Origin of the sequence: Dapis brunnea BLCC-M229, from assembly GCF_050015995.1 — a bacterium.
Taxonomy (GTDB): Bacteria; Cyanobacteriota; Cyanobacteriia; order Cyanobacteriales; family Microcoleaceae; genus Trichodesmium.
Genome location: NZ_JBNHEP010000049.1, coordinates 30221 through 43015, shown reverse-complemented (window position 1 = coordinate 43015; position 12795 = coordinate 30221). Strand labels below are relative to the sequence as shown.

Genomic DNA, 12795 nt, shown 5'->3' with positions numbered 1-12795 from the left:
GATTTTAGTCACTCGCATGTTCTCTTAATACTTATTTTACAAACAGTCTCTTATTGAGGAAGAAAGAAACAAGAAAGAAACAAGAAGGAAGAAGGCAGAAGAAAGTTGGTAAATCTCCACAAGTTACTCTTTTTGAGAACTGAATTTTTGTAAGTATTCAGCGGTCAGCTATCAGCTATCAGCTATGAGTTATTAACTCACTATCAGACCGAAGGAGGAATTAGTCTCAGACATAGAATTAAAAGTTATGAATGAAACTGGTCATCAGCTAACTTTAGTAATGGCTTAATTCTTTCCAAAGCTTAATGCTGAACTCTAATAGCTGAATGCTTACGAATTTTTGGCGTTGTACTATCATGGAATGATTGTGATATCTGCCCAAAATTTTTTCTTTATATAACTACAGTTTTAGGTTCTGCAAAGCATAATTATCATTCTACAACTATGGAATAATTTTCATGCTTTTAATTTTTAATCTCGTCTTAAAAATAAAGACTCAAGTTATGCTAGTAATATTTAAAGATTTTCTTGGCAATATTCAACTCAGAGAATGCCAAAATTCTCAAGAAATTTGTTGATTAATTTGAAATTAATACAAAATGAGTCTAGCTAATTTATAAATTGTCGAACTTTGTGATGGTAAACATAGGTTAGATATTCCACCTCAATAATTAAATTAATTGCATGAGTAAACAGTGGAGTTGAAAGTTAGGATACCTAATTAAGTCATTCTGTTTAGCAATTCAATTTTCATACTTTCATGCTTTTAATTTTTAATCTCGTCTCAAAAATAAAGACTCAAGTTATGCTAGTAATATTATACGAAATCCGGTATAGGTACACCCGTTATATCTCGCCCTGTAGAGACCTTGCACGCACGGTCTCTACAGGGTTTTTGCGGTTTACTGAAAACTGGTCTTTTTAAACCGGATTTGGTATTAAAGATTTTCTTGGCAATATTCAACCCAGAGAATGCCAAAATTCTCAAGAAATTTGTTGATTAATTTTAAATTAATACAAGATGACTCTAACTAATTTAGAAATTTTTGAGTTACTACATGAAACAGCAAAAGGTTTACTATGGATGAGTGAATCTGATTATCCCTTGGAAGCTTTGACTTGGCAATTTGGTCAAAAAATTTTACTAGATAATGAAGTAGTTTTGAAAATTACTAAACATTCTTTGGATACTCCAATTAAAGTTATAGAATTTGATAGTTTTTTTCAAGGTGTAGTTACTCATAAAGATTGGCATAATTCAGAAGAAGCTGATACAGTGAAAAGATATCAGGAAATTGTCAGGCTAATGAAACAATATTTAAGTGATTTAAAAGTCTATAAAGTGGGTAAAATTGAAATTGATGTTTATATAGTTGGTAAGACTAATACTGGAGATTATGCTGGTTTGGCTACCATTTCTATTGAGACTTAAATATTAGAAATTAGGCAGGTATTACAGGATTATAGGGCTACGCGCAAGGCAAAAGTAAAAAGGCAAAAATAAAAAGGCAAAAGTAAAAAATAATCTATGACTGAGGGGTGATAATTTAAAAATATCCCAACCTTTGCTTTCATTGCTATATCAACATAAATTCTAGGCATTCAAACATTATATAGCCTTTTACAGAGGAATTGCGTTATCAGTTATTAGCTATTAATTCATTGCCTTTAGACTATAAATTACCATGGATGATTTAAGGATAATTAAAAGTATTAGACAAAAAAATCATCAAGAAATAAAGTCTCAAACCTCCCCTTTCCAGAAGAGACAAAAGGAAATTTCGGATTTTCTTGCCTAGTAATTAAGTAGGAGGTACTGATAACTGATAACTGATAACTGATATAGCATTTATCGGACTAATGAGGTACACCTAATATACTTTATATTTAACTCCTGTCTCCTAACTCCTGTCTCTTGAGTCCTTAAAGTTAAAAAACTTTGTACCTCACGCTTTTTGGGAAGTGCTATAACTGAACTTACCTTGGTATTATTCACTGATTATCAACTCGACTTTCAATCGCATCTTGAATTTCTTGAGGAACTTTTGAAAGAAAATCATAACCAGTAGCACTTTCAATTTTATTTACAGAAACTCGGTAAGCTTTCCAATCACTTCTAATCCGATTAGAATTAGGCATATCCACTGCAATAACTCTAGTATTTTTATTAACTCCTCCCACACCAGCACCCGGTTTTAAAACTACTATAATTTTCCATGTCCGACTAGGAATAGTTAGTTTTCCACTGGCAAGAGTTGATTTTTTTCTATATCCTCCAGCAATAATATAAAGTTCATTTCCTTGTCGTACAAGTTCGCGAGAATATTGTTCTAATTCCCGCCAAGTTTCCCGATTATTATCCGGACTCTGGGGAATTATATTTGTCATTAAAAATGTGGCTGAATTATCATTTTCATTAGCTGTACGGTCTGCTGAAGGAATTAAATGTCCTCGATCATAACCACTATTTCGATAATCATTTGGTCTGACCTGATACCACTCTTCAGGCAAACTATCATCTGGGCGAAAATCATCCTGTCTTTCTACATTTCCTAACCAAGATTTATTGAGTTGCCAACTCACCCAGTTTGCTATTCCTTTCTTTCGGTTATATGACAATACATATTGCGCTTTTTCCATTAAATAATTCTCTGAATTTTCGATAGTAGTTGTGGCATTACTTGGATTTCCTAAAGTGATATGAACTTTGGGAGATGGTTTAAGAAGTAGAGAACATCCACTGGTAAGTGTAAGTAAAAGTATTGTGATTCCTAGAGCGATTTTCCGGGATAATTTTAGCATTTGTTATTCTTTGTTATGTTGGTTTTACTATAGCAATATGATTTGAGTTGTGAGATATTGGATACTTTTAGGGAACAGGGAACGAGGAACAAGGAATAGAGAAGAAGAAAAAATTTATCTTATGAATATAATAACTGCTATATTCTATCCTTTTAAGAAATACCTCAATTCTCACATCAGTAGTCATCTAGAAGATATCTATAAAAATAAATCTTAAAACAGTAGTAAACCAGATTTGTTAAAAAATATTGATATTTTCATCAAAATTATCAAACTAGAAACCTAGTTTATTGGCTGGCTTAAGGCAGATATAAATCTGGTTGAATGATAAAGTATTGCTATACTTAGGCAACACTTCAATTATTAAGTAATTAAGACAAGCATTTGAAACCTTTTTGATAATTATTAGCTAGGAGAATGTTAATTAGGGTTTGCTGAAAAAGTATGATTGGTAGAAGTAGCAGTCAGGAGAAATGGATAATTTAGAGGAGGTTGTTGGAAAAATTATCCCTTGATTTTTCTAGCATAGTCAACCTAAAATCCTAACTTTTTGAGCTTTTTTCGACCTAAAGATGCTAAAGCCTTTATCTATCAATGCTTTTAGATTTATTCAGCAAGCCCTAATTATTCTTATGTTTACTCCTCCCCCACTCCCCTACTAAATAAAATCTAGAAAAGTTTTTGATAAATGGTATTATTCCCGCCTCACCTACTCTATAAAAAGTTTTAATTTTTGTATTTTATAGATACCCTCTGGAATAAAATTATGATATTTGAAGTAAGGGAATAGCAGAAAATAAATTATCCCAATTTTTGTACTCTATTTTTGTACTATATCCTGACTGTTTACTCCCTACTTCCTTACTTTTTCAATTTCTTCCCTACTCCCTACTACCTTATTTTCATAGCTAATGGGGTAATTTTTTATTTGGAAGTCCCTAAGACTATTTGCAGAAGATTAATAGGAGAGACTTCCTGTACCATTCTATTGCTAATTCTTCCCCACAGTCTCTCACAAAATAATTGAATCCTGGTGCAGAGTTAGCTTCAATCAGCCAGAGTTTATCATCTTTATCTAAAGCTATATCTAGCCCTGTATATCTTAATTCACAATTTTCAAATATAGGTTTACAAAAATATTCTATTCGTTCTAAAAAATTTTTATCCAAGACAATTTTAGCTTTTGCTTCCTCCCAATGTAATCTACTTAAATTTCCGACAAATTTTGCTTCAGTAATACTCTTCTCATAGACACAATGTAAATCGCCTTCTAGAAACAAAGCTCTAAATTCTTTGTCAATTAAATCACTCTGAGAAGTTAATCTGTATGAAGGAATCAAGTTAATTACAAATTTAAAACATAAAATTTATTTGCCACTATTAGACATCTCCAAAAATAAAAAATCCAATCAATTCTCGAGTCAATTATTTCCTCCTACTCCCTACTCCCTACTCCCTCTTTTCTGGAGATGTCTATTGTGGCATACCCAACACTAAAGCATCAAACCATTGTGACAACTATATTTAAAGTAACCTGCTATTTATCAAAAAATAACAGAGATTTATACTTGAAGCTGTTGAATATTTTTTTGAGATTTTTTCACCCAACATTCAATATCTTAATTAATAAATTCTGCCATACCTAAGTAATGAATTTCTTGAGGAGTAACTGCAAATCTACAAGGTAAAATTTCTACCCCTTTTATCATAGCTTCTCTCAAAAGTTTACCATAATCAGGATCGGCAATATCTCCAGGAGCAAACTGATAACAATCACCACGATTTATCAAAAATAAACATACCGCCCTTTCCCCTTGTTCAACTACCTCTATTAATTCCCGTAAATGTTTTTGCCCCCTCTGTGTAACCGTATCTGGAAATAAAGCAACTCGTCGATCTGCCCAAGTAGTATTCTTCACCTCAAGATAAATATTTTTAGTGTCGCTAATTAACTTAAAATCTACGCGACTTCTCCTTTCTTTCCCATAAACAACTTCCGTTTTAATTTCCTGATAATTTCCCAATTCAGGAAACAAATATTCTGCCAAAGCTAACTTAATAATTCGATTTGGCAAAGCCGTATTAATTCCCACCCAAGTCGGTTCATTATCCCTTACTTCAATTAATTCCCAAGTATAAGCCAATTTTCTTTTAGGATTATTACTATGAGAAACCATCACATTACTTCCTGGAGTAGAAACTCCAGTCATCGGACCTGTATTTGGGCAGTGAGCAGTAATAATTTCTCCAGACTTTAACTCTATATCTGCCAGAAATCTTTTATAACGTTTAATTAAAGTTCCTGGTTCAAGAGTGGGGTATTCATAACATAATTTTGGCGGATTATTCATAATTAATGAGGGAATAGGGAATAGGGAATAGGGAATAGGGAACACAGACAAAGACAACATTATTTGAACAAGCTATACAAAAAACTGAGGTTAGCTCAAAAGTCTCTGTGTAGGAAAACTAAAGGATAAAATAACTATCAAAAAGCACGGCTGAAAGTAGCCAGGATACACGCTCGAATTAAAGATTCAAGACTTGACTATACCCATAAGCTAACCACTCAATTAATCATAGAAAACCAAACGATAGTAGTTGAGGATTTAGCAGTAAAAAATATCGTCAAGAATCACAACCCACCCCCATCCCCTCCCGGGAGGGGAGCAAGAGGGGTGGGTAGTGATGCTAACTGGGGAGAACTGGTAAGACAGTTAGAATACAAAGCTGAATGGTATGGACGGGAATTAATCAAGATTGACCGATACTTTCCTAGTTCGCGCGCGTTGCTCTAATTGTGGACACATAGTAGAGAAATTGTCTCTAAGTATCAGATAGTGGGATTGCCCAGAGTGTGGTAGTCACCATGACCGCGACATTAACGCTTTGGTAAATATTTTGCGGATAGGAACCCGCATCGGTGTAAGATGCAAGGGGTTATACCCCCCGTGGCCGACAGGCGCAAGCGGTGCGACCCCGCGTAGGTGTCAGACGCAAGGGAATGGGCACCAAGAAGGCTGCCGGACTCGCAGTGTCAGCGCCAGTAGCTCATGGGGGAGACCCCCAAGACCGCGCTGGCAAGTCTTTAGGAGCGACTGTAAGACCATTCGGGAGTAAATCCTGGAAGGCGGGTGCGTTAGAAGCAGGAAGCCCCTACCAGTGATCTTAGGGAATCCCGCGCTGTCTCATAGAGCAGCGTCGGGAGGATGGTCAACCCTAGCCTTATTCTATTTTGAAGATTTATAGGACTTACGCAGAAACCATGTATGTAGTGTTAAAAACTATAGCGCTATAGTTTTTGCACTCTATATATAGTACCCCTGCGTAAGTCCTGATTTAGTTGGTTCACAAGTATTTTCATGCTTATTTTACAAGCAGTCTCTTATAGCAAATCTGGTTATCAAGAGTACCTTTTTCAAATTCCCCCACTCCCTTACTCCCCTACTCCCCTACCAACCTTATTTTCTGGTTTATAATTATCGGGAAATAAAATTTTAGCTATAGCTTTTGCACTTCTTCCTTCTCGCCACAACCAGTGATTATCCTGCCCTTTTTCTCGAATATGAACAATACCCTCATCTATAAGAGGAGAAATTTCATCAAAATCAGAAAAAGTAGAACCAATCTTTTCTGGCCAATTAACTTGATGTTTAATAACAGGATAATCAGAAGCAATAATGTAGCATCCACAAGAAGCTGCATCACTAATTACTCCACTTGTTCGGTAGTAATAACGCTCTTTTTCATAATGAATTACTAAAATATCTATTTCCGTTAAAATCTGCACATATTCTTCTTGTGTAGTAGTGTCATAAAGAGTGACATTAAGTTCATCTAAATAATCTGGTTTTTGACCAAAAGGTGTTCCAATTACGAGTTCGCATTGATGCTCTGAAGATTTAATATATTCTTGTAGTTTCTCAATTACCTGAGCAATAGGTTTATCTGGGCGAATCATTCCTACAACACCAATTTTAATCGGAACATTAGAGGGCAGTCTTTCTCCTGGTGAAAATTTAGGTTTAGCTTCACTAATAATAGGATGAGGAATTATGTATTTAGATGTATCTGGTAATCTAAATTTTTCAGGAAGCACATCATCATCTACTTCAAAAGTAGCGACTTTGAGTTTTTTAAATAGGTTTAAATAAGCTTTTAGATAGAGTAATCCCCAAAATTTAATTTTGTTAGTCATGGCAAATTGCTGATTGCCATGGAGGCATATTAAAACTTCTTTCCCTCGTAATGCCATAATGGCGAATAAAGGCATAACAAATAACAAATGTTGATTGTAAAGCTCGAAAATAAAAATAGTATCAACATCAGAAAACTTGAGAGCATTTAATCCCATAGAAATGTGGCGATACTCACGGCGAATCTGTAAACCTATTGAGTATTTAATAGACTGACTAAAATTTAGAATCCATTTAGGAAGAGGAACTTCTAAAGAAATAAATCCGATTTTTTGAGACTCAATATATTCTTCTAGAAGCAAAAAATCTTTGAGTCCATCGTGCATTAATTTCATAATTTTATTCGCTACTATCTATTGGATAAGTTTTTATATAGCATTTCACAGTAGATGTGAGGTACATTAATTTCCATCAAATTATGCTAGTGCCGCTACGCGGAAGTTAAAAGTCTTGGATTTAAAAGTATTGGTTAGTAAGGCTTTTAGGATTTTGTAACTGGTCAGTTATTTCCGCCATCCTGCACTAGGTAATTCTCTAGACCAAACTATTTTAATCTTACCTACTTTTAGTAGATAGATTTTATCTTGACCAATCTTGTAATTAGCACCTACAAATCTTGTATTTTGCTTTGACTTTCTACTTTTGAATTTAGGAGGTTATACGGGGGAACGGCCGTTCCCCCCTAAGCTTTTACGTTTTTCAGTACAACTATTAAAGAAGTTCTTATCTGCTCGATCTAAATCTTTACAGAGATTGTTGTAATGGTGTAGATGCTACATCTTTCAACCAAACTAATTCCTTGTTTGTATCTAGCTTTCAATGTTTTCAACCCAATTACTAACACTAAAGCGGTATTATTATAGCATGGGTTGGCATTCATCCATCCCCCCTAATCCCCCTTTGAAAGGCGGGAACAAAAGGGGAGATGGAAAACGTGGGTCTTCTGCCAACGTTTATATAAATCAACAATTAGAAAGTTTAGTTTCTTTTTTTAACCTTGAATTTTTCCTGATATAAAATTAATTTAAAAGCTACCTTAAGCTATAAAAAAATTAGATAATTGAAGTAAAATTTGCTTGGGAAAGTTCTTTTATATCATCAAGTTTATTTATTACTTTTTCGTGCAAACTTTGTCTTTGATAGATTAATTTATGAACTAATTCTACTAGCTCATTTTGATTGGGAACGAATAGTTGTTTCGGTTCAATAAATAAAGGTTCAAGGTTAAAGTGTTGGTAGAGACCTTCAAATTTTCCCTGATAAGTAATACAAGCAATTGGTGTACCTTGCCCTAAACAAGCAATACCTAAGTGCATCCTACCAGTAAGTACACAATCTATATGTTTAACAATCCCTTTAATTTCTCTAGCTAAACAGGGAAAAGGAATTTTAAAACAGGATGAAGCAACTTCAGAAGGAAGACTTTCTATTACTTTTTTTGATAAAATATCATCATTAATACCACTAACAATACGACCATCGTGAGGCAAGAAAATAAAACTTAATTGCTGACTATCTTGGTGCAATTTTGTTATAGTTTCAGCTAAAATTTGAACCAAATCATTCCCTGTAATTCCTTCTAATTTCTTTAATAGTAAGGGATGAATATTAATTCCCAAAACTATCTTATTTTGACTTTTCTGATTATTAATCCATCCCCAAACTTTATCTAAGGTTTGCGACTGTTCAGCAGGCTTTAATAAAAAGGCTACGTCCGCTACTAAATTAACAGAGTGAGAAATTGAATCAATTAATCTTTGATATGAAATTTTATCTCTTGCACCAAGGATAACTTTTGGTGGTAATCCACTCAGTAATTTTTTGGAAATATTTGTTGGTTGACGATTATAACTGAAACCTAAAATTCCTGTTGACAAACCAAGAATTGAAGCTATTTCTACTATTTTAACTTTTCTCAAAGTAACATAGTTAGAATAATATCCATCTATCATATCTGCACCCAGACAATACAGTCTTTCATACTGGTTAATTTTCCAGCCTGCATATATAAACGAGACAATAAATTTATGCCAGCTTTGATATGAAAGAAAATTACTCAGATTTATATTCTCAATTACCTCTACTGGATGTGTCTTATTTTTGAGATGATCGATGAGACTAATATTTTCTATTCCTTGTTGCCTAAGATAGTCTATCGAAGCGCAAACCATTGCTTCATCTCCTAAACTACCTGGAGCAGCAGGTGGTAGAATAATTGCCGAATTAGGAATACGGCGAACAAAACCCAATATCCGAATAATCCACAAAAATAAAGCATAAGTGGAAATTAATAAAGAAGATATTGGTAGTAAAATAGTAAGTAATAAATCACCCATAATAGTTCTCCAAAAGAATTGTCTTGAATATTTTTCAGATATGAACAAAGTTCAGAAAGAGTCTAATAATTTATGGAAATTAAGGATATTTTGTCTAATTATTCCCAATTATCAATACTTCCTTGAGAGGTTTTCGGGGAGACTGTGCAACCTTAAATTCTTCAGGTAAATGACCAACTGCAATCATCATAATTACTAAATCAGAATCTGGAATTCCAGCAATCATTTTTAGTTCCTTATCCTGTTTATTTTTAACACTCCAATTGAGACAACAAGTTCCCAAACCAAGAGAATGCAAACCATAAACTAATGACATAGAAAACATACCCCCATCAATCCAACCTTGATATCTTTCTCCTATAGAAGCAAAGTGTTCTAAATTAGAGGTGACAATTAATACTGTACTAGCCTGATTTCCAAAACCTCTATTACCGTTTTGACAAGAAAGAACCTTTTGCTTCTGCTCTTCTTCACTAAAAGCATATAATCTACAGAATTGACGATTACAAACAGAAGGTGTTTTTTGAGCTATTATTGCAGCTTGTTCTATCAATGATATATCTACCTCTTCATCTGTGAATTGACGGATACTATATCGAGAGGTAAAAAATCCCCTAAGGTCAATTTCTGCTGATGCTTGAATATTACTTTTTTTGACTGTTTTAGTTCCGCCTTCTTTTCCTAATAGATAATTATCTTGGGGGAAGTTATTTTTAATTTTAGAAATAGTTTGATAAGCTGTCTCATTTATCTCATTCTCTAAGCCAAGTTCTAAATTAAAGTCATAATATTCTTGTAAAGCATTAAGGGTAATCATTACAATTTCATCAGAACCATATTTATTTTGGTATTCTGGTAAAAAATTGCTTAAACGTTTAATAACATCTTTTCCAAATCCCTTTCTAGGCTGTTTCAAAGCCAAGCCTTTTTCGAGTCGGTGATAGTCCATAGTAATTAAGGCTCTTAAATTTGTTTGAGTGGTTATTTTATTACTCGCAGATGACCACTTGAAGAAACATTTAAAATCAGAATAAAAATTGACAAACAATATCCAACCCTTAATATTTTTAATAATCCATAAACCAATCAGACTGTTAGTTAAAAACTCATCAAATCCTTTGATAATTTACTCTTGTTTTTTCATGATCTAGTTGACTCCTCGGTGAAAAGGAGCAAAAAAACAAACCTCCGGTTTCCTACGCATCAATACCGAATCCTGATTAAACTTATTTAAACAACATTACTATATTGTACTCGTGTCTGAATCAGAATCACAAAAAACTTCTCGTTCCCTAGCAGGAATAGCAGGTATCGTAGCAATAGCCACATTAATCAGTAAAATATTTGGCCTAGTACGTCAACAGGCGATCGCCGCAGCCTTCGGAGTAGGTCCTGCAGTAGACGCCTATAATTACGCTTACGTCATACCTGGCTTTTTATTAGTCCTATTAGGAGGAATTAACGGACCATTTCATAGTGCCATAGTAAGTGTCTTAGCAAAGCGGGATAAATCAGAAGCAGCACCACTAATAGAAACCATCACAACCTTAGTCGGTGGAGTCCTACTATTAGTCACAGTTGGTCTAATTTTTTTTGCAGATCCTTTGATTGACTTAGTAGCACCAGGTTTAAGCCAAACAACAACAGGTCTAGAAATTCGAGAAATTGCCATCCAGCAATTCCAAATTATGGCTCCAATGGCATTATTAGCAGGATTAATAGGTATTGGTTTTGGCGCCCTTAATGCTGCGGATATGTATTGGCTACCATCTATTAGTCCACTATTTTCTAGCGTAGTTTTAATAGGAGGAATTTTTATCTTAGCCTTACAATTAGAGGAAAAAATTATTCAACCAGAATATGCCATGATGGGAGGCTTAGTTTTAGCCTCGGGAACCCTCATCGGAGCAATATTACAATGGTTAATTCAAGTTCCAGCATTGTGGCGAGCAGGTTTAGGAAAATTACGTTTAAGATTTAATTTCCGAAACCCAGGAGTACAAGAAATTACCAAAGTAATGATACCCGCAACCTTATCTTCTGGAATGTTACATATTAATGTTTATACAGACTTATTTTTTGCTTCTTATATTCCCCAAGCTGCTGCTTCATTAGCTTATTCTGGTTTATTAGTACAAACACCTTTGGGGATTATTTCTAATGTAATTTTAGTTCCATTTTTACCAATATTTTCTCGATTAGCTGCACCGGAAAATTGGCAAGATTTAAAATATCGGATTCGGCAAGCTTTGGTATTAACAGGAATTACAATGTTGCCTTTAAGTGCAATTATGGTGACGTTAGCTTTGCCTATTGTGAGAGTAGTTTATGAACGTTATGCTTTTGATTTATCAGCTTCAAAATTTGTCGCTTCTGTATTGATGGCTTATGCAGTCGGAATGTTTGTTTATTTAGGAAGAGATGTTTTAGTCAGAGTTTTTTATGCTTTGGGAGATGGAGAAACTCCTTTTAAGGTTAGTGTCTTTAATATTTTTCTGAATGTTCTGTTAGATTATTTGTTAATTAATGCTTTTGGCGCTCCTGGTTTGGTTTTGGCAACTGTGGGAGTAAATTTAATTTCAATGATAATTTTTCTCTTGTTATTAGATAGAAAACTAGGGGGTTTACCTTGGGGAGAATGGTTGATACTTTTTGCAGGTTTAATTGCTGGAACTTTGGCGACAGGTTTGGTTTGTTGGAGTGTGCTTTGGGGTTCTCAGTTAGTGTTGGGAACTGAGGGATTTTTTGTGCAGTTATTGGAACTTGGTTTAGCAAGTTTTTCGGGGTTGGGTATCTTTGGTTTGATAGTAATGAAAATGAATTTGCCGGAGGTTGATATTTTTGTTAGTCGAATTAGACAGAAATTGGGAATTTGATTTGATATCTTTGTAGCTTTTATCTTTGTTTTTTCAGCTAACAAGGCGATCACCAGTTCAACTATTACTGGTAAGTCAAAAGCTAAAGGTATTTTTAAATAAGTTTTTCCGAGAGAAACCTTAAGTAGGTGGTGCGATGTATCCTATTAAGAAAAAGGTTGATATTTTTTATTGCTTTGTGACTACTACATCTATATATATAGGTCAAAAGTAGTCTTGATAATTGCCTCCGATGAGTGCTTCAGAAAATAAAACTTCGATTTCTCCATCGGTAATAGTCGGAAATTTTCCAACGAACCATCCGAGCCGAGTGCTTTATAAAATGAAATTTCCATCTCCCGATAAGTAATAGTCAGAAATTTGCAACGAACCGTCCGAGCCGAGTGCTTCAGAAAATGAAACTACTATTTCTCCATCGGTAATAGTCGGAAATTTTCCAACGAACCATCCGAGCCGAGTGCTTCAGAAAATGAAACGGCGATTTCTCCAACGGTAATAGTCAGAAATTTTCCAACGAACCGTCCGAGGCAAGTGCTTCAGAAAATGAAACGGCGATTTCTCCATCGGTAATAGTCGGAAATTTCC

General features: G+C 34.3%; 10 protein-coding genes. 4 read left to right on the top strand and 6 right to left on the bottom strand.

Features of this window, described 5'->3' with window-relative positions; all coding sequences use genetic code 11:
- Positions 1-1021: 1021 nt before the first annotated feature.
- On the top strand, positions 1022-1432 hold the full coding sequence (locus ACP6PM_RS05365) for a nuclease A inhibitor family protein (RefSeq protein ID WP_426582530.1): 411 nt from the start codon (positions 1022-1024) through the stop codon (positions 1430-1432).
- Between the two features lie 560 nt (positions 1433-1992).
- Here the strand turns inward: ACP6PM_RS05365 and ACP6PM_RS05360 are convergent.
- From ACP6PM_RS05360 to sfsA, 3 genes are all read right to left on the bottom strand, one after another.
- Positions 1993-2802, bottom strand: coding sequence for a DNA/RNA non-specific endonuclease (locus ACP6PM_RS05360; protein ID WP_426582528.1), 810 nt, complete (start codon positions 2800-2802; stop codon positions 1993-1995).
- A 944-nt stretch (positions 2803-3746) separates the two neighbouring features.
- Complete coding sequence (locus tag ACP6PM_RS05355) at positions 3747-4142, bottom strand: YheC/YheD family protein (RefSeq protein ID WP_426582526.1); 396 nt, start codon at positions 4140-4142, stop codon at positions 3747-3749.
- A 279-nt stretch (positions 4143-4421) separates the two neighbouring features.
- Positions 4422-5153, bottom strand: coding sequence for a DNA/RNA nuclease SfsA (gene sfsA / locus ACP6PM_RS05350; protein ID WP_426582524.1), 732 nt, complete (start codon positions 5151-5153; stop codon positions 4422-4424).
- Between the two features lie 150 nt (positions 5154-5303).
- Between sfsA and ACP6PM_RS05345 the strand changes: the two genes are divergently transcribed.
- Entirely contained in the window at positions 5304-5600 is a 297-nt protein-coding gene (locus ACP6PM_RS05345; RefSeq protein WP_426582531.1) for an IS200/IS605 family accessory protein TnpB-related protein, read from the top strand.
- Between the two features lie 173 nt (positions 5601-5773).
- Positions 5774-5968: a hypothetical protein gene (locus ACP6PM_RS05340; RefSeq protein WP_426582522.1), complete on the top strand. Its 195-nt coding sequence runs from the start codon at positions 5774-5776 to the stop codon at positions 5966-5968.
- Positions 5969-6238: 270 nt separating this feature from the next.
- Here the strand turns inward: ACP6PM_RS05340 and ACP6PM_RS05335 are convergent, their stop codons facing one another.
- The 3 genes from ACP6PM_RS05335 to ACP6PM_RS05325 all read right to left on the bottom strand — a co-directional run bounded on the left by ACP6PM_RS05335 (position 6239) and on the right by ACP6PM_RS05325 (position 10283).
- Positions 6239-7333 (bottom strand): glycosyltransferase family protein, encoded by a 1095-nt coding sequence (locus ACP6PM_RS05335; RefSeq protein WP_426582520.1) that lies wholly within the window; start codon positions 7331-7333, stop codon positions 6239-6241.
- A 717-nt stretch (positions 7334-8050) separates the two neighbouring features.
- Positions 8051-9334 (bottom strand): polysaccharide pyruvyl transferase family protein, encoded by a 1284-nt coding sequence (locus ACP6PM_RS05330; RefSeq protein WP_426582518.1) that lies wholly within the window; start codon positions 9332-9334, stop codon positions 8051-8053.
- A gap of 94 nt (positions 9335-9428) precedes the next feature.
- On the bottom strand, positions 9429-10283 hold the full coding sequence (locus ACP6PM_RS05325; protein ID WP_426582516.1) for a nitroreductase family protein: 855 nt from the start codon (positions 10281-10283) through the stop codon (positions 9429-9431).
- Between the two features lie 307 nt (positions 10284-10590).
- On the opposite strand from ACP6PM_RS05325, the gene murJ reads away from it, so the two are divergent.
- Positions 10591-12210: a murein biosynthesis integral membrane protein MurJ gene (murJ, locus tag ACP6PM_RS05320; protein ID WP_426582514.1), complete on the top strand. Its 1620-nt coding sequence runs from the start codon at positions 10591-10593 to the stop codon at positions 12208-12210.
- Positions 12211-12795 lie beyond the last annotated feature (585 nt).